Annotated in this window: 16 protein-coding genes and 1 tRNA gene; 6 read left to right on the forward strand and 11 right to left on the reverse strand. The window is 58.2% G+C overall.

What is annotated here, in order from left to right:
* Positions 1–12: 12 nt before the first annotated feature.
* From HS103_13490 to HS103_13500, 3 genes are all read right to left on the reverse strand, one after another.
* Positions 13–1,344 (reverse strand): glycosyltransferase family 39 protein, encoded by a 1,332-nt coding sequence (locus HS103_13490; protein MBE7513815.1) that lies wholly within the window; start codon positions 1,342–1,344, stop codon positions 13–15.
* Between the two features lie 5 nt (positions 1,345–1,349).
* A complete protein-coding gene (locus tag HS103_13495) occupies positions 1,350–2,498 on the reverse strand; it encodes an acyl-CoA dehydrogenase family protein (GenBank protein MBE7513816.1) in 1,149 nt (382 codons plus the stop codon).
* Positions 2,499–2,737: 239 nt separating this feature from the next.
* The gene (locus HS103_13500; protein MBE7513817.1) at positions 2,738–2,905 is read right to left on the reverse strand and encodes a hypothetical protein; all 168 of its coding nucleotides are present in this window, start codon (positions 2,903–2,905) and stop codon (positions 2,738–2,740) included.
* 331 nt (positions 2,906–3,236) lie between these two features.
* On the opposite strand from HS103_13500, the gene HS103_13505 reads away from it, so the two are divergent.
* A complete protein-coding gene (locus HS103_13505) occupies positions 3,237–4,049 on the forward strand; it encodes a hypothetical protein (protein MBE7513818.1) in 813 nt (270 codons plus the stop codon).
* A 90-nt stretch (positions 4,050–4,139) separates the two neighbouring features.
* Here HS103_13505 and HS103_13510 read toward each other — a convergent pair whose 3' ends face one another.
* The 3 genes from HS103_13510 to tadA form a co-directional block, all read right to left on the reverse strand.
* Positions 4,140–4,412, reverse strand: coding sequence for a 30S ribosomal protein S20 (locus tag HS103_13510; GenBank protein ID MBE7513819.1), 273 nt, complete (start codon positions 4,410–4,412; stop codon positions 4,140–4,142).
* A gap of 57 nt (positions 4,413–4,469) precedes the next feature.
* Positions 4,470–4,556 (reverse strand) — tRNA-Ser (locus tag HS103_13515).
* Between the two features lie 9 nt (positions 4,557–4,565).
* Positions 4,566–5,033, reverse strand: coding sequence for a tRNA adenosine(34) deaminase TadA (gene tadA / locus HS103_13520; protein MBE7513820.1), 468 nt, complete (start codon positions 5,031–5,033; stop codon positions 4,566–4,568).
* Between the two features lie 298 nt (positions 5,034–5,331).
* On the opposite strand from tadA, the gene rsgA reads away from it, so the two are divergent.
* From rsgA to HS103_13535, 3 genes are all read left to right on the forward strand, one after another.
* On the forward strand, positions 5,332–6,285 hold the full coding sequence (rsgA, locus tag HS103_13525; protein ID MBE7513821.1) for a ribosome small subunit-dependent GTPase A: 954 nt from the start codon (positions 5,332–5,334) through the stop codon (positions 6,283–6,285).
* A 25-nt stretch (positions 6,286–6,310) separates the two neighbouring features.
* Positions 6,311–6,889: a ribosomal protein S18-alanine N-acetyltransferase gene (rimI, locus tag HS103_13530; GenBank protein ID MBE7513822.1), complete on the forward strand. Its 579-nt coding sequence runs from the start codon at positions 6,311–6,313 to the stop codon at positions 6,887–6,889.
* A gap of 176 nt (positions 6,890–7,065) precedes the next feature.
* Positions 7,066–8,703 carry an alpha-amylase gene (locus HS103_13535; GenBank protein MBE7513823.1) on the forward strand — a complete coding sequence of 546 codons (1,638 nt, stop codon included), beginning with the start codon at positions 7,066–7,068 and terminating at the stop codon, positions 8,701–8,703.
* 163 nt (positions 8,704–8,866) lie between these two features.
* Here HS103_13535 and HS103_13540 read toward each other — a convergent pair whose 3' ends face one another.
* The 3 genes from HS103_13540 to HS103_13550 all read right to left on the reverse strand — a co-directional run bounded on the left by HS103_13540 (position 8,867) and on the right by HS103_13550 (position 14,099).
* The gene (locus tag HS103_13540) at positions 8,867–10,357 is read right to left on the reverse strand and encodes a DUF3048 domain-containing protein (GenBank protein MBE7513824.1); all 1,491 of its coding nucleotides are present in this window, start codon (positions 10,355–10,357) and stop codon (positions 8,867–8,869) included.
* 164 nt (positions 10,358–10,521) lie between these two features.
* Entirely contained in the window at positions 10,522–12,834 is a 2,313-nt protein-coding gene (locus HS103_13545; protein MBE7513825.1) for a protein kinase, read from the reverse strand.
* Positions 12,831–14,099, reverse strand: a complete 1,269-nt coding sequence (locus tag HS103_13550) for a threonine synthase (protein ID MBE7513826.1) — start codon at positions 14,097–14,099, stop codon at positions 12,831–12,833. The genes HS103_13545 and HS103_13550 overlap by 4 nt, the downstream gene beginning before the upstream one ends.
* 95 nt (positions 14,100–14,194) lie before the next feature.
* On the opposite strand from HS103_13550, the gene HS103_13555 reads away from it, so the two are divergent.
* Positions 14,195–15,040 carry a hypothetical protein gene (locus tag HS103_13555; protein MBE7513827.1) on the forward strand — a complete coding sequence of 282 codons (846 nt, stop codon included), beginning with the start codon at positions 14,195–14,197 and terminating at the stop codon, positions 15,038–15,040.
* A gap of 44 nt (positions 15,041–15,084) precedes the next feature.
* Here the strand turns inward: HS103_13555 and tsaD are convergent, their stop codons facing one another.
* Positions 15,085–16,137: a tRNA (adenosine(37)-N6)-threonylcarbamoyltransferase complex transferase subunit TsaD gene (gene tsaD / locus HS103_13560; GenBank protein ID MBE7513828.1), complete on the reverse strand. Its 1,053-nt coding sequence runs from the start codon at positions 16,135–16,137 to the stop codon at positions 15,085–15,087.
* A 335-nt stretch (positions 16,138–16,472) separates the two neighbouring features.
* Here tsaD and HS103_13565 point away from each other — a divergent pair, with 335 nt between their 5' ends.
* The gene (locus HS103_13565; GenBank protein ID MBE7513829.1) at positions 16,473–16,727 is read left to right on the forward strand and encodes a hypothetical protein; all 255 of its coding nucleotides are present in this window, start codon (positions 16,473–16,475) and stop codon (positions 16,725–16,727) included.
* A 432-nt stretch (positions 16,728–17,159) separates the two neighbouring features.
* Here the strand turns inward: HS103_13565 and HS103_13570 are convergent, their stop codons facing one another.
* Complete coding sequence (locus tag HS103_13570; protein ID MBE7513830.1) at positions 17,160–17,384, reverse strand: hypothetical protein; 225 nt, start codon at positions 17,382–17,384, stop codon at positions 17,160–17,162.
* Between the last annotated feature and the right edge of the window lie 3 nt (positions 17,385–17,387).

The following is a 17,387-nucleotide window of genomic DNA, read 5'->3' on the forward strand; positions in this document are numbered from 1 at the left end:
ACACCCTCCCCCTCAACTGCGATTGGTTGAGGGGTTTTTTGCCCGCCACAGACTCCCCGCCGCCACCGCTGCAAAAAGGTAGAAGGCGGGGGTCAGGGGGAACAGATAACGAGGTAAGGCATAGATGACGACATGCACCGCCGTGAGGTAAGCAATCAGCCCATAAAGAGGGAAGGCTAAGAAGAATGCCCCCCGCCGCCGCAAGGTAAGGAACATCCCCACCGCGCCGCCGATCAACGCCCACCCATGAACGAGATACAAGAGCAACTTGGGGAAAAAGGCATCCCCCCGCACAACGCGCAGCAATCCGCTGAGGCTGCGATCCGCCGTCAGCCATGAAAGTGCCAACGTTTTCAGGCTTTCACCCGGATAGTAAACGGTGTTGTGTGGTTGCAGGTATGCCTCGCTAAGATTCGAGAGGCGCGTCCGCACCCAACCGGGAAAATCGTTCAAGATCGCATCGAAAAAACCAGCGGCAAAGGCAGCATCGCGCTGCCCCGCTGCGGCGTCCTCGCCAATGCTGGCGTCAATCGAACGCGGATCGGTGATCCCCGTGACGCCGATGTAGGCAAACGCCGTCAGCCCCTCACCGCCAATGATGAAACGATTCCAGCGGGCAAGGTTGTAAACCGTCCAGAGGGAGACAGTCAACATAAAGGCAGTGGCAAGGACTGCCCCTAAGCGCAGCCCCCGCCGCCACCCATGCAAGCGGATGAGGTGGGCGATGAGGGCGAGGGGAAAGAGTAGGACGACAACCCGCGTAAGCGCCGCCGCACCGAAAAGCACCCCGCAAAGGATGAGCGATCTCATCGTGGGGCGCTCTTGCCGCCGGGCGTGGAGCGCCAAGCCAGCAAACAAAAGCGCCATGAACAGGCTTTCCGTCAGCGGTGCGCCCGCTTCGATCACAAACGCCGGACTCAGGGCTAAGACAAGCCCCGCTAGGGTTGCCACACGTGGGGTGAAATAGAGCAGCCCAAGCTGATAGACTGCGGCGATCAACACCGCCCCCCACAACACATTCAAGAGACGGATCATTTGGGCGGCGGTGGTCGTCAGCGGAAGGGGCGGCGCATGATGTGGCGCCCAGAATGGTTGCAGCGGGCGGAGGGCGATGAAGAGATCGCGAAACAGGTGCTGAACCACCCCGGCATAGACGAGGAACACCGGACCGGTCTGGACGGGGTGATCGAGTGTTCCGGCGACGAGGCTGTAGCCCTTATCGAGATACCAACGGACATCCCCACCTTCCAAGCGAGGGCGGGGATCAATAACCATGACGAACAGCAAACGCAGGACAACGCCGATAGCGAGAAGGGCGATCAACGGGTGACGGGTTGGCGGCACGATCCCTACATCTCTGCCAAAAGACGGCGGGCAATGACCATTCGTTGAATTTGACTCGTCCCCTCGCCAATGCTCATCAGACGTTGATCGCGGTACATACGCTCAACAGGGAATTCGGCGCTGTAACCATAGCTGCCGTGAATCTGAATAGCGTTGAAGCAGACCCGTTCGGCAACTTCCGAGGCGTAGAGCTTTGCCATTGCCGCCTCTTTGGTGAAGGGTTTCCCCTGATCTTTCAGCCACGCCGCCCGCATAACGAGGAGTCGCGCTGCGTCGATCTCTAAGCCGGCGTCGGCAATCATGAACTGAATCGCCTGATGCTGTGCGATAGGCTGCCCAAAGGCGAGGCGCTGTTTGGCGTACTTCACGCCTTCTTCAAACGCGCCCTGTGCCAAGCCGACAGAGAGCGCCCCAATGCTGATACGTCCAGCGTCAAGCGTTTCCATTACCTGTTGAAAGCCGCGCCCTTCTGTGCCTAAGAGATGGTCGCTGTGTGAGACGCGCACGTTGTCGTAGCTGAGCATCTGGGTGGGCGATCCCTTCAAGCCCATCTTCTTTTCCGGGGTATGGAGCGTCAACCCTGCCATACCTGGCTCAACGAGCAGCATACTAAAGCCTCGCGTCCCGGCGTCTTTGTCGGTGCGGGTGAAGGTGATGATCACCGGCGCAAAGATCGGGTTCGTGATCCATGCTTTCGCCCCATTGATCACCCACGAATCGCCATCTTTCACGGCGTGGGTGCGGGCGTTCGCCAGATCAGAGCCGGCATTCGGTTCGGTCAGCGCCAACGCGCCGAGGTGCTTTCCACTGGTGAGCGCCGGAAGGTATTTTTCCTTCTGCGCCTTCGTCCCCCACTTCACCAACGGCGCACAGCACAAGCCATTATGGGCAGAGATGGAGAGCGCCGTTGAGCCGCAAACGCGCCCCAATTCCTCTACGGCGATGGACGCCATGACCGTATCCCCGCCCATCCCACCGTATTCTTCGGGGACGAACAACCCGGTGAGACCGAGGGCGGGCATTTTTTGGATCGCCTCCCAACGCATTTCGCCTCTGTGATCGACCTCTGCGGCATAAGGTTTCAATTCCCCCGCACAGAAATCGCGGACGGCACGTTGAAACATACGTTGTTCTTGACTGAGTTCAAAATCCATGTTTGTAAAAACCTCTGGGCATTTTTGAATTTCGCAGTGCTAAACGACTTGTCAACACAGGTGACGAGGAATCGTCTCTCTCCACGCAGACAGGTCGAAGCACCCCATATATCTTAGCGCACGCTCACAAGCCGCGCACCTCTCAGGTAAATTACTCCCAATTCACCATCGACCCACAGCCACTGTGGGCGGGACTCTCTTTCTTAGCCATTGAAGTGCCTCATATCCTCATGCTTGACTTACTCTCCGATCACCACAAAGACCCGTTTGATCGTTTGTTGATCGCACAAGTGCAGCGAGAGTCCTTCATTCTCATCACGAATGATCCGCTTATTGCCAGATATTCTGTAGCTGTGGTCTGGTGAGGGCAAAAAGATCGGCGTACCCTCGCCTTCTCCGCTGAGCAACCGCCCCTCCTCGCCTTAATCAACCTGCGGGTGTGGTTCTACAACCCGCAGCACGGGGTATTTACGTCTCTCGATCCCGCACCAACGGTGATGGATACAACTGCGCCTGACCGGAGCAAAGGCGTTCGCAGCGGGAGTCCTCTCCGATGTGGGGCTGGGTGTGCTGCTCAGGGCGGCTTCAACGTCGTGAACCCATGCTCAAGGCGCCCGTCTACAACCTGCACCGTTAGCTGCTGCCTCTCCTCTGTTTATCTTTGCAACTGAGCAAACACACCCTCATGAGACAAGCCACCCGTTGCCTTCTAACCGTGCCTCGTGTAGAGTCGTGCCTATGAACTCACTTGTTTACCTGATCAAACAAATTGCGCCGGGAATCTGGCTCATCTGCGCAGCGGCACTGCTTTTACGCCTGCGGGCGCTGATGCTTGCCCGCCGTAAACTTGCCATAGCCGAGTTTGATCTAGAGCGTGAACTGGCGGAGGGAGAGCAAGCGCGGGCGATCACCTGGAGCGTCCTGATCCTCGAACTCGCTCTGGCGGTGGTTGCCGTTTATTTTGTCGTTGAGCCAACCATCCGCCAAGATATTCTTTCGGGTGTCATTGTTGGGGAGATTGGCGGCGGAGGGGTGGCGGAAGGACCCTTCGAGACGAGTACCCCGGGCGGCACGGGGGAAGATATTGCCTCCATGAATCAGACGGCGGCGGCGCTTCCGGTGGGGACAAGCGTCGGTTTGATTCTCACTGCCGTTGCCTCGCCAACGCCAGTTGGGACGTTGCTGGCTGGCTACCCCACCCCCACCGATTGCACCACCGACCAAGCGCGTCTGCTGATCCCTGCGCCGGGGCAGCTTCTCTTTGACTCGGTGACGGTGGTGGGGACGGCGACCATCCCCAACTTTGCCTTCTACAAGCTAGAACTGGCGGGACCCTCGACGGGCGGCGGCTTTGCCCCCATTCTTGGCGAACGCACCTCACCGGTCACGGTGACTGGAACACTGGGCATTTTGCCCTTGAATTCCCTTCAGCCCGGAGATTACGACTTTCGCTTAGCAGTTTTTGATAACACCGGAGCGATGCGGGCATCCTGTACCGTGCGGGTGAATATCATCCTCCCGCCGCCAACCTCAACACCGCCCGGAGGATGAGGGCAAAGGAGCAACTCCTCCCACAACAAAAACCCGCCTTGCGGCGGGTGCTTTTGCGTTCATTTTTACGTATTATCTAGACGGGGCGTGTTACTTCGCCGCGTTCAAGGCATTCAGTTTCTTCATCAGGCGGCTCTTGCGCCGTGCGGCATTGTTCTTATGAAGAACCCCTTTGCTCACCGCCTTATCCAGCGTGCGGATAGCGTCCAGCGTTGCTTGCTTTGCTTCCGTAGGATTGGCGGCGGCAAGCAGTTCCCGCGCCTTGCGAACTTCCGTCCGCGTGCGGCTGACAATGATACGGTTGCGCAAACGGCGGCGCTCATTGATTCGAATACGTTTGATGGCTGACTTATGGTTCGCCACGAAAAACCCTCTTTCCTATCTCGTTGATTCACTTGACTTCATCTGACACATCTGTAGCGGAGGGGGTGGGATTCGAACCCACGATGCCCTTTCAGACATAACGCTTTTCGAGAGCGCCCCGATCAGCCTCTCCGGCACCCCTCCAATAGTTGTTCAGGACGAACGCTTTTTCTTCCCGCGCCGCTCAGCAAAAAAGCTCACCAGCAGGGCTGCTCCGTCATCGGCAAGGACACCCGCTGTCACCGCAATCCGGTGGTTCAAGCGTTGGTGATTCAAGACCGTCAACGCGCCGCCGCACGCGCCCGCTTTGGGGTCGGTTGCCCCATAAACAAGACGCTCCAACCGCGCTAAAACCAGCGCCCCAGCACACATCGCACACGGTTCAAGCGTCACATAGAGCGTCACCCCGTCCAAGCGCCAATGCTGGATCGCTGCTGCCGCTTGGCGTAGGGCGATCATCTCGGCATGGGCGGTGGGGTCGTGGTCAATCTCGCGGCGGTTATGCCCCCGCCCAACGACCTGCCCTTCACGCACCGCCACCGCCCCGACGGGGACATCCCCATGTTCGGAGGCAAGCGCGGCTTCCGCCAATGCCAGACGCATCCAACCCGCGTCGTCCATGAACAGTGAGTGTAGCACAGGGGAGGCGCTCTGTGAAGAGTCAGATCGTTGGAAGGGAAAGCGGGCGATTGACTCCAATGAGAAGGGGTGCTACCCTGTAACTCACCTTACGCAGTTGGGTTTGTTCACCCCGTATTCGTCGAAAGGGGCAGTTTGAGGGGGCTTCCCCCTCAAAAAAGTGCATTCCCCCTCTCCCGCCAGGGGGGTAGGGGGTGAGGGTCTGTGCCTAAGGTGAGTAATTATCGGCAACATTCGCCCGTTGACTCGGATCGTCTATCCTTATAAGGACACCTTGCCTATGCGTGATATTTCAGGACTCGTGGTCAAGACTCACAGTGGCTATTACACTGTTCAGGTGGGTGGCACTCGCCTTGTGTGCCATCTGCGGGGGACGCTGAAACAAGCAGCAAAAAAAACCGAATTATGTGTCATTGGGGATCGTGTCCTCGTTGAGTTCACCGAGACGGATATGCTCAGTGGGGAACAACGCGGGGTGATCACCCGCATCCTTCCCCGCGAACGCCTTCTCTCCCGTGTTGAACCCTCTGCCTATGCCGGGAAAAGTACCGAGCGCGAACAGATCATCATCGCTAACCCCGATCAGGCTGTCTTTGTTTTTGCCGCGCAGCAGCCCGAACCAAACACCCGCTTGGTAGATCGCTTCCTTGTTGCCGCCGAAAAAGCTGCCCTTCCAGACATTGCCCTTGTTCTCAACAAAATTGATGCCGTCAGCGAGGCACACGCCCGGTCACTGTTCGGTATCTATGAGCGGATCGGCTACCCTGTTCATTATGTCAGCGCCCTAAGCAGGGTGGGTATTGAGCCTTTGCGAAAGCGCCTGCAAGGGAAAATTAGCGTGTTCACGGGACCCTCTGGGGTGGGCAAAAGCAGCTTGCTCAACGCCATTCAAGGCGGCTTAGGGCAGGCAGTCGGCGCGGTGAGCGAGCGGCTGACGAAAGGAAAACACACCACCCGCAACGCTGAGATGTTCCCCCTTGAAGGGGGCGGCTATGTGGCGGATACCCCCGGACTGCGCAGCCTTGCTCCATGGGATGTTGAACCCGGCGAATTGGATGCTTACTTTCCCGAATTTCGCCCATACATCCCCAATTGTGCCTTCAACGACTGCACCCATGTCCACGAGCCTGGGTGCGCCGTGCGCCTTGCCCTTGAATCGGGTAAGATTGATCCAGCGCGGCATGACAGCTACTGCCGGCTGCGTGCCGACTTGGAATCACAATATATCTATTGATGCTAGTAAGTGATGGCAATCACCAATGAGCGCGACCACCTCCGTTGAGACGCCCTTGTATGTTCTGCGCCGGATGCACTTGGCGGATGTGCCACAGGTGGCGGCGCTGGACGCTATCTGTTTTTCCGCCCCATGGACGGCGCAGGCATATACCTTTGAGATTAGCGACAACCCGCACGCCTATATGATCGCCCTCGTCACGCCATCCGCCATTCCCAATCAGAGCGAGGTGGTCATTGGTTATGGAGGGATGTGGCTGATCGAAGGGGAGGCACACATCAGCACGATTGCCGTTCGCCCGGCGGATCAGGGTAAGGGTTTAGGGGATGTTCTACTCATTGCCATGCTGCGGCGGGCGTTGACACAGCGGGCGGCGTATGCCATTCTAGAGGTGCGCGTGGGCAATGCGACGGCAATTGCCCTCTACCACAAGCACGAATTCGTCATTGTGGGGCGGCAGAAAAACTACTACCGCGAGACGGGCGAAGATGCTTACCTGATGCACCTTGCCCCGCTAAATGATGCCTATCATGCGCGGTTGATCGAACGGCAAACACGCCTTGCCGCCCGCCTTGCCTATCGGGATGATTTATCCGCCGGATAAGCAATTCCTCCCACTACTCAGCGGTCTTGCCTGTTTCTTCCCCACCTCTGAACGGTAAACGAGGGGATGGACAATTGCCATGCACAGATCGTCATGACAAACACACCTTTAAGTACCACGATTCCTGTGCGAATCAGCGATACAATCTCACCTCACCACAAACAAAGGAAAATGGTATGTCCGAGAAACAATGGCTATGGTGGCAGACGGGCGTTATCTACCAGATTTACCCGCGCTCATTTATGGATTCGAACAAGGATGGCATTGGCGATATTCCGGGGATCATCAGCCGCTTGGATTACCTAAAAAGGTTGGGCATTGATGCGATCTGGCTCTCGCCATTTTACCCCTCCCCCCAAGCCGATTTTGGCTACGATGTTGCCGATTATTGCGATGTTGATCCGCAGTTTGGCACGCTTGCCGATTTTGATCGCCTAGTTGACGAAGCGCACAAGCGCGATCTACGTATCGTTGTTGATTACGTCCCCAACCATAGCTCCGACCAACACCCCTGGTTTTTGGAATCGCGGCAGTCCCGGACGAATCCGAAGGCGGATTGGTACGTGTGGGCAGACCCCAAAGCGGATGGCTCGCCCCCCAACAACTGGCTTGGGCATTTCGGCGGTTCGGCGTGGGACTATGCCCCCGAACGTGGGCAGTTCTACCTTCATTCCTTCCTAAAAGAACAGCCCGATCTGAACTGGCGCAATCCGGCGGTGAAAGAGGCGATGCTCAATGCCCTCCGCTTTTGGCTAGAGCGCGGCGTCGATGGCTTTCGGATCGATGTGGCGCATTTCATCATGAAAGACCCCGAAATGCGCGATAACCCGCTGAACCCCACCGCTGAGGGCAACCCGTACAAACCGCTGGGTGAATATGACAGCCTGATCCACCTCTATGATAAGGGTCACCCCGATGTTCACGCCGTCTACCGCGAGATGCGGGCGCTGCTGGATTCCTACAGCGCGAAGCGTCCGCGCTATTCGGTGGGGGAAATCCACATCTTCGATTGGGACGAATGGGCGCAGTATTACGGTAAAAACCTTGATGAACTGCATATGCCCTTCAATTTTGGGCTGGTGAACATCGATTGGAAGGCGTCGGCAGTTCGGACGATGGTGGACAGCGTAGAAGGGGCGCTCAAACGGCTGAACCCCGACGCTTGGTCAAATTACGTCCTCGGCAACCACGATGAACACCGCATCGCCTCGCGGCGGGGGGTGGGGCAGGCACGCATGGCGATGACCCTCCTCCTCACGCTGCGGGGGACGCCCACGATTTACTATGGCGACGAACTAGGGATGCTTGATGGTGTGATCCCCCCGGAGAAGGAACAAGACCCCTGGGGGCTGCGAATGCCCGGTTTGGGCTTGGGGCGTGACCCCGAACGGACGCCGATGCAGTGGGACACCTCGCCCAATGCGGGGTTCACCGCGCCGGAGGCTGACCCCTGGCTGCCCACCAGCCCCAATACAGGGACGATCAGCGTTGCCGCCCAAGAAGGCGATGACCGTTCGATGTTGACGCTGACGAAAACACTGCTCTCCCTGCGGCGCGGCTCAGAGGCGCTGACGAAGGGCGTTTATACTCCGCTGGATGGCTTGCCCGATGGGGTGTTCGGCTACCTCCGCGCTTATGGCGAGGAACGCCGCCTGATCCTGCTCAATTTCACAGGGGAGGACGTGGCGATCAATCTGCCAGCGTTCCCAACGGCAGCGCTCATCCTCAGTTCGTTCTTGGATCGCAAAGAGGGGGCGGTTGACCTCACCGTGTTCGCCTTGCGTGGGGATGAAGGGGTGATCCTGACGGTGTGATGTTTCTTCCTCTTGGGGCGGCGCGGGGCTTTAGCCCCGCGCTAGGAGTAATCATCCCTTTGGGGCTTGGAAAGACAAACCACCCTGAGCTAACCTCTTGCCTTCAAGCCCCAACGGGGCGGTCAGCCTCAGCCCGCTGCTTTAGCGGCGGGCAAGGTCGCCCCTATTTTCCGAGCATCCCGACCACTTGCGGGGTTGCCGTTGGTGTGCCGGTGATCACGGGCGGAATCAGGTTAGAATTTCCGCCGCGTGGGATGCCACCATTAAACTGAGCGGTGGCGGCGCTTGCGGTACTGGTCATGTTGGCAATGGGCGCTTGCTGGGTGAGAACTTCCGGCGAATATTGGGGCGCTTTTTGCGTGGCAATACCCACCGCAACCGTCGCCGTTGCGTTCACATCGGCATAGGTGTAATCAACCTTCACGCCGTACATATCACAGCAGCGGACGACCTCAATCCATGTTTTGCCCGGCTTCAGGTGGATCGGGCTGCGATTGGCATCGTTGTTGTAGAAGCCAATCGAACCGCGTTCACGGTTGCGCCGAATCCAAATCCCCTGATACCAGCGCCCATCGCGGAAAACCCACGCTTTTTCATCGCCCCACAGTTGGATTTCCACCGTCTTTGCCCCGCTCTCGCTCTCATACACATCGGGGCGATCCACATGAATCGCTTGGACGATCACGATGTTGTCGAAGGCGAGTTGATCGCCGGTGAGGGCGTCGATATGCGGAATGCCCGTGTTCCAGCGGTAATATTTGCCGTCGTTGGGATTGTATTGCCAGCGAGCATCCTGATCGCCATACCACTTGATGGCAATGTCGTTGATATATTTGTCGGTGAGATCGGGCGTGTCGTCAAAAGCGAAGCCACGTGCGGGAAAGCCCTCATTGATCCCGCGTCGATCTGCCACCTCCCACATCTGAAAGGCATTTCCATACAGAGTATGCTCAAAGGGCAAACCCGCTTTGGGGAAACGGCAGAAGGGGGGGCAGTTATCGCCAAACTGGGGGGTGAGCGTCCAGCGTTTCCAGACTGCCTCCCCAATCATCGCTTTAATGTTGTCGTTCACGCCGCTGTAAGCAAAAAGCGCCTGATACATAACGACCAGTTCAAGGTCTAGCAAACGCCCGCTGCGGACGGGTCCGATATGTTCCACCCCTTCGCTGCGGTAGATAGCCGCAAAGCGGGTAACGCCCCCTTCCACCTCGTATTCATAGACGACATCGGCAAAGCTGACGCCGCTCTGGGGGCGGACAATTGCCGGATAGTTGGAGACTTTGACAATCAGGGTGCGGCGGTTTTGCGCCTCAACGCTCGGAAAGGGCAGCCCGGTGAGCGAATTAAAGCCCTCTGGGTAGGTGACCGGTCCTATCGTCGTCGGCGTGGGGGAGGGGGTGTAGGTGGGCGACGGGGTGAGCGTCGGGGTGTTCGAGGGCGTTAGAGTGAGGGTGGGTGTTGCCGTCGGCGTGACGGGCGTGCTGGTGGGGCGTTTCGTGTTCGTCGGCAGCAGCGTCGGGCGCTTTGTGTTCGTTGGCGGCGCTTGCCCGCTGGCAGTCTCGGCGGTTAAGAACGACAGAAGGGAAAGACCCAGTAGGACAAGGAAAAGACCCGCTGCCAGCGCAGCGCGTCCAGTGTGACGTTTGTGAAACACCGTGAGCGACACTCCAAATTTCCGGTAGAGGAAAAACCGCGCCATGATAGCGTCAGAATCGGCTTTTGACGAGTGCCGTTTACCCTACGCTCACCCTTCTTGCTTGTTTTAATCCTTTGGGGGAGGGCGGCTATGATTCTGGGCGCATATAATGCGCCCCTCCCCTACCCGCCGGCGATCCCCCGCAGTTTCCCGCCAATCCAGCGGAAAAAATCGGGCAGGAAGGCAAAGAAGGCAATCACCACGCCCATAAAGAGGGCGAAATAAAGCGGCTGGTTGGGCGATTCTTCCACAAAGTAAATGAGCGGGACGAAAATATCGCCGCGCAGCATTGCCTCATGAGAGGCATAAAGCGCCGCTGCCACCCCGACCATCCCGCCAGCGGCACGTGCCAAACTCCAGCGGGTTAGCCCAGAGAGCAGAGCGAAGCCGCCAATGAAGCCGACAGAGGTGGTTAAGAACCACGCCCAACTATCCATTTCCTCTGGATCGAAATAGTAGTAGCGGCGGAGGATGTAAAAGGCAAGGACAGCCACCACCCCGCCGAGGATCACGCCGAGCGCCGTCCGTGCGAGGCGATTCCACGCCCGCAGACGCGCTGGAATTTCCGCCGCCAAGAGGATCGCCACGCCAAAGAGCGCCCCATAGAGCGCCCCGCTTGCCAAGCCGTTGCCCACTGCTTGGGCAAAGAGCAGTTGGCGCGATTCGGGCGTGCCATATTGCAGCGTTTGGACGATTGCCCACGCCACAATAAAGCCCCCTGAGGCGCTGAGCCAACGCCCCAACAAGCCGCGCTGGAAAAACTGCCGAAGGCTGACAGCGGCGAACACCCGTCCGCGCACCCCGCTGGCGATCCCGCTAGGGAGGTGCGGCGTGAGGTCACGGATGATCGTCAGCGCCTCGAACGCGGCAGGCTTTCCTTCCGTGGTGGCGGCGGCAATAGCGCGGCTGGCGCTGGCTGAGCGGAGCGAGGCAATAGCACGGGCAGCCGTCCGGCGCACCGCCGCATCGGGGTCTTTTACGGCAAGGTCGGCAAGAACCTGATCAATCTCTGGGGTGTAGGCTGCCTCGCGCCATGTTTTTGCCTCACCCGCCCGCCGCCGAAGCAGTTCAATTCCGGCAAGGCGCACCGATGGCTCTGGCTCTTTGGCGATGATGGTCGCCGTCCGAATGGGGATGGCGGGGGGGGATGAATCGGGCAATAAGGCAAGACATTCCAAAGCGCGAAGGCGGGCGGCGGGAAGATCGCTGCTGAGCGATTGGAGGGCAACCATCCGCCGATCTGCCGTTGTACCGCCCTCGCCCCACCAATAATCAAGGTTAAAGCCATACTCTAATGCCCCGCGCAGCATGAGCCGCCGTGCCGAGTCGCTCAGTTCGATACCAATCTCGTCGCCCATGCGGTAAAAGGAATCGGCGTATTTGAAATCTTCCTCGTAGAAACGGAAACGCCCCGCGCCATCCGCCCAACGAGTGAGCGCTTCATCCACGATCCGCACGGCGTCGATGGAGGCTTGCATCGCTGGATCGTCGGTAGGGAGCATCATGATCAAGCCGTCATCATCAAGGACGCTTGTTACGTCAAAGGCAAGCCCTTCGCCTTGAATTTCCAACATGGCGACATCGGCTTGGGCGTCGCGTAGGGCTTGGATGGTCGCCATTGCCGATTCGTAGCGCTCGCTTTTGTTCAACGCCGTCGCCCGCCGCAAAACATTGGCAATCGGCTCACTGAGGTATGACGGAATGGGGAGCGGTTCGCGGCGGGTTAGCTGAGCGATATTCCAATGTTCGCTGCCAATGCGGGGGACGCTGCCGGTGAACAATTCGTAGAGCAAAATCCCGAAGGCGTAGAGGTCGGCGTAGTGATCAACGGGTTCGCTGCGCAGTTGTTCAGGCGCCATGTACGCCAAAGTCCCTGACGCGCTGCCAGATGAGGCATCGCCAGAGGTGACGGAAAGCCCGAAATCGGCAAGGTAGGGGCGGTTTTGCCCATCAAGGAGGATGTTCACGCTTTTAATATCGCGGTGAACGATGCGCCGTTCGTGCGCCATGTCCAGCGCGTCTGCCAGCGGCTCTAGCAATTTGATGACGCGGGGGAGGTCAAGGGGGTGTTTGTCAATCAGCTTGCGCAGCGTGCCGCCGGGCATGTAGCGCATGATGATATACAGCCAGTCATCTTTTTGTCCAAAACTATAGACAGGAAGAATGTAAGGATGTTCCAATTCCGCGATAATTTTTGCCTCGCTGCGAAAGCGGAGCGCCTGTTCATCAGCGCTGACAGTGGCAGCCGAACTGCCCGCCGCCGTGCCGCTCGCGCTGCCCTCACTCCCCCCCACCAGCGGGGCAAGTAGGCTGATCGTTTTGACCGCGACAATCCGTTTCAGTTGGTCGTCTTCGGCTGACCAAACAGCGGCTTGCCCGCCCTGCCCGATTTGTTCAAGCAGCGTGTAATGTTCAATGCGATCACCGGGTTTCATAAGGGATTTTTCTCCATAGCTTCGCGCACTGCCGCCAATGTTGGTAGGATTGTCTCTGCCTTTGCGCCCTCGCTTTCCGCGCTGCGTATGGCGCTGGCAATATCCTTCAACCCGCTGCCTGTGATGAGAACGACAACGCGCTCCCCACGCCTGACCATGCCATGTTCTAGAGCGTTTTTCAAGCCGGCGTAGGCAGTGGCGGCGGCGGGTTCGGCAAAAACGCCCGTCGCCCGCGCCAAATCGGGAATGGCGGCGAGGATTGCCGCATCGCTCACCGCCAGATACGCCCCGTTTGTTGCCCGCACCGCACGCATTCCTTTGACGCGATCACGGGGGAAGCCCACCGAGATCGAATCGGCAATGGTTTTGGGGCGCTCAAGGGGCATGGTCGCCGGATCGCGCCCCGCCTCCCACGCCCGTACAAAGGGGGCGCTGCCCGCTGCTTGAACGCCGATCAGACGGGGCATGTGATCGATCCAGCCCAGTTGATGAAGGTCGTAAAAGCCTTTGTATTGCCCGGCAATGATGTTCCCATCACCAACACTGACGAGCATGGCATCAGGGGCGTACCACCCCAACTGTTCGGCAATCTCGAAGGCGGCGGTCTTTTTGCCCTCTGTGGTATAGGGGTTCATCCCTGTGTTGCGGCAGTACCAGCCAAATTCGTGGGCAGCTTTCACGCTCAGGTCAAAGGCATCGTCATACGTCCCATCAACAAGGAAGACGCGCGCCCCAAAAATCAGCAATTGGGTCACTTTCGCTTGGGGGGCAGTCTTGGGGACAAAGATAACCGGACGCAGCCCCACACTGGCACACACACCCGCCAACGCCGCCGCCGCGTTCCCCGAACTTGCCGTCGTAATGGCGTCCGCGCCGATCTCCCGCGCCCGTGCGACGACCATCGCGCTGGCACGATCTTTCAGGCTTGCCGTTGGGTTGCGTCCGTCATCTTTTAGCCAAACCTCCGCCAAGCCGAAGCGCTCTGCCAAACGCGGGGCGGGGACAAGGGGCGTCCACCCCACCGGCAGAGGGGGAATGTAGGTATCATCGATAACGGGCAAGAGGGGACGATAGCGCCACATTGTCCATTCCTGATGGGCGCTGATCGTCGCTGGCGTCAGATCGCGGCGGAGGGCGGCATAATCATAGACCATATCCAACGCCCCAACCTCCCCACAAGCGGGGCACGTATAGGGAATTGTATTGGGGGCATAGGTTGCCTTGCAGACGGGGCATTGCAGGTGGCTGAGATAGGAACTCGGCATAGGGTTTTAGCTTGGTAGAATGGTGGTGCGGGACGGTGACTGTCAGTGTAGCCGATTCAGATTCCACTCGCAACTCAACCGGAAAGAAACTGCCTATGCCCCGTTTAGATTATCTGTTGATTGGGCATATTGCCCATGATGAAACCCCTGAGGGAGCAATTCTGGGGGGGACGGTGGCTTATGCAGGGGCGGCAGCACAAGCGCTGGGAGCGCAGGTTGCCATCCTCACCAGCGGGCGAGTGGATGATCCAGTTTGGGGGCAGTTTCCTTTAGGCATTGAGACGCACTGTATCCCTGCCGCCGAAAGTACAATTTTTGTCAATGACTATACAGGTGATACACGCCGTCAGCGATTGATAGGGCGAGCCGAGGTACTCAGCGCAGAACACCTTCCAGCGGAGTGGAAAACAGCACGGATTGTCCACCTTGCCCCCCTTGCCGATGAGCTTGATCCGGCGCTGTGCGAACGCTTTCCAGCGGCGATCCTTGCCGCCACCCCCCAGGGTTGGATGCGCGGGTGGGATGCGGCGGGAACGGTAAGGGCGAAGGCATGGGCGGCGGCAGAACACTGGCTGCCCTATCTGAATGTGGTCATCCTCAGCGAGGACGACATCGGGCGGGATAGCGCATTAGAGGCGCATTATGCAGGCTTGGCGCGGCTGTTGATTGTGACACGGGCGGCGGCGGGCTGCACCATCTACCAGCGGGGACGTCCCTCCCTCAGCCTTGCTGCGCCCTCGGTCATCGCTGTCGATGCAACAGGGGCGGGCGATATTTTTGCCGGCGTCTTTCTGACCGTCCTAGAACGCAGTGGGGATGCGGCACTGGCGGGGCAGTGGGCTGTTTTTCTTGCCTCACAGAGCGTTACGCGGCGGGGGATTGCCAGCGTCCCAACGGCGACGGAGATCGCCCGTGCAGAGCGCGATTATCCTCTACTATGAGGATGTAATAACAATGGGGATAGAGAAGATCGCCCGAATCCCCCTCAGCCCAAGCCCGCCATCGGCTGGACATCAAATCTGAAATCGCCCCGCGCCCCGCGAAGGTAATGCTGATGTGCCGCCGCGCCAATCATCGCCGCGTTATCGGTGCAGAGCGCGAGGGGTGGATAATAGACGGGCAGCGCCGACTCCGCCCGCATTGCCTCGCGCAGGGCGGTGTTGGCGCTGACGCCGCCGGAGAGCAGAATCGCCGTCGCTGCATGGTCGCGGGCGGCGGCAGCCATCTTCTCAACAAGCATGCTGACCGCCGCCGCCTGAAAACTTGCCGCCATATCGGGGATGCTCACCTCTGGGCGTAACGCCCCACTGCTCATTGACTCTTCGCCACGTATGCGTTTGCCTGATGCGGGAGGGGGCTGCACCGCCCGCATGACCGCCGTTTTCAAACCAGAAAAACTGAAATCGTAGGGGTGATCCGCCCCCAATACGGAACGGGTGAAAGGGTAGCGGGTGGGATCGCCTTCCCGCGCCGCTTTCTCAATGGCGGGTCCGCCGGGATAGGGAAGATTCAAAACGCGCCCGACTTTATCGAACGCTTCGCCCGCCGCGTCGTCTAGTGTCCGTCCGAGGCGGGTGTAATCACCATGCCCATGCATCAGGATCACATCGGTATGCCCACCGGAGACGATCAGACACAGCAGGGGAAAGCGGAAGGTTGGCGCATGTTCCGTCAGCCATAAACTGTAGAGATGCCCCTCAAGGTGGTTGATTGGCAAAAGGGGCTTCCCCCACCCAAACGCCAAGCCTTTGGCAAAATTGACCCCCACCAACAGCGACCCCGCCAAGCCGGGACCATGCGTCACGGCGAGCGCGTCTAGCGCCGCTGGCGATGTGCCGCTTTGCGCAAGGGCGGCGGCGACAACGCCGCTGATCGTCTCGACGTGAAGGCGCGAGGCAACCTCTGGAAACACGCCGCCGTATTGCCGATGTATATCAATTTGAGAAGCGACGATGTTGGCGCGGATGATCGTCCCGTCCTCAATGACGGCGGCGGCGGTTTCGTCACAGCTTGTTTCAATGGCAAGGATAAGCGTCATAGATGGTGCTGATCTTTCTTCGTGGCGAGGGGGTGTTTGAGCAATGGATTAACAAAGAGGAGGAAGGGGCTTAAAATCCCATGACGTACCTGAAAAGGCTGCACGGCGTCGTCGCCAAGTGGTAAGGCAAGGGTCTGCAAAGGACTTTCCCCATCGCTAATTGAGAGAGCATTATAGCTCTCAATTGACCCCCTCAAACGAGGGGCTTTTTATTGCCCGACCTCTTGGCACAAAAAAGTGCTTTATAGCTAACCTTTGATGCTACAATGACTTCATGACACGTCTCTTGGTTTGTTTTGTCTGTCTTGCCCTAAGTGAATGAGGAAGATATTCAGATGATGAATTATGCACCGCCTGCCAGTATTCAGGAAGAAGTGCTGACTTTCTTGCTTTCGTCGCCTACACCGCAGCATGTGGTTGATTTTCACGCATCAGAAGCCGCACAAACCCGCTTACGCTATTTGTTGGATGCCAATCGTGAGGGATACCTGACCCCAGAGGAACGTGCGGAATTGGACGAAGCCAGCCAGATGAATCATTTAATGATTCTGCTCAAGGCGAAAGCGCATAAGGCGATCCAAAATACATGACCTACATCCCTGAAGCCTTGCGTCGTCAGGTCATTGAGCGTGCGGAAGGCTGTTGTGAATACTGCTTGATTCACCAATCTGACAGTTTGTACACACATGAAGTTGATCACATTATCGCGGCGAGACCACCCTTGAGAATCTTTGCCTTGCCTGCCTAGATTGTAATCGCGCTAAGGGCAGTGATTTTGGCTCATTCGACCCAGAAACAGGTGAAATAGCCATGCTGTATAATCCCCGCCAACAAAGGTGGAAAGAGCATTTCCAATTGGATGACACACACATTATTCCGTTGTCACCAGAGGGGCGCGTAACCGTGTTTATGCTAAATCTCAATAACGAAATCCGCATCAGGGCGCGTCAAGCGTTACTTGGATCTGGAAACTATCCCCCAAAGCGCATTGGGTGAGAGAAAACGGGTAACATAGCGCATAGCTACCCAAGATGCGGCGGTATATACTTCCCGCACCCTACCACCTTCATTTGCCGTGCGCACTCATTTACCGTCGCTCCAGTCGTTATGACATCATCCACTATAAATACCTGCCTCCCACGCAAAAGATCGGGCTTGCCCGTCGCCTTGATCATCGAGGATGGTGAGGTGAAGGTGGGGGTGATGAACTTCATACCCGACGCGAACGATTGGTTCACCAACCCCATCCC

The sequence above is a fragment of the Anaerolineales bacterium genome, assembly GCA_015075625.1.
Lineage (GTDB): Bacteria > Chloroflexota > Anaerolineae > Aggregatilineales > UBA2796 > UBA2796.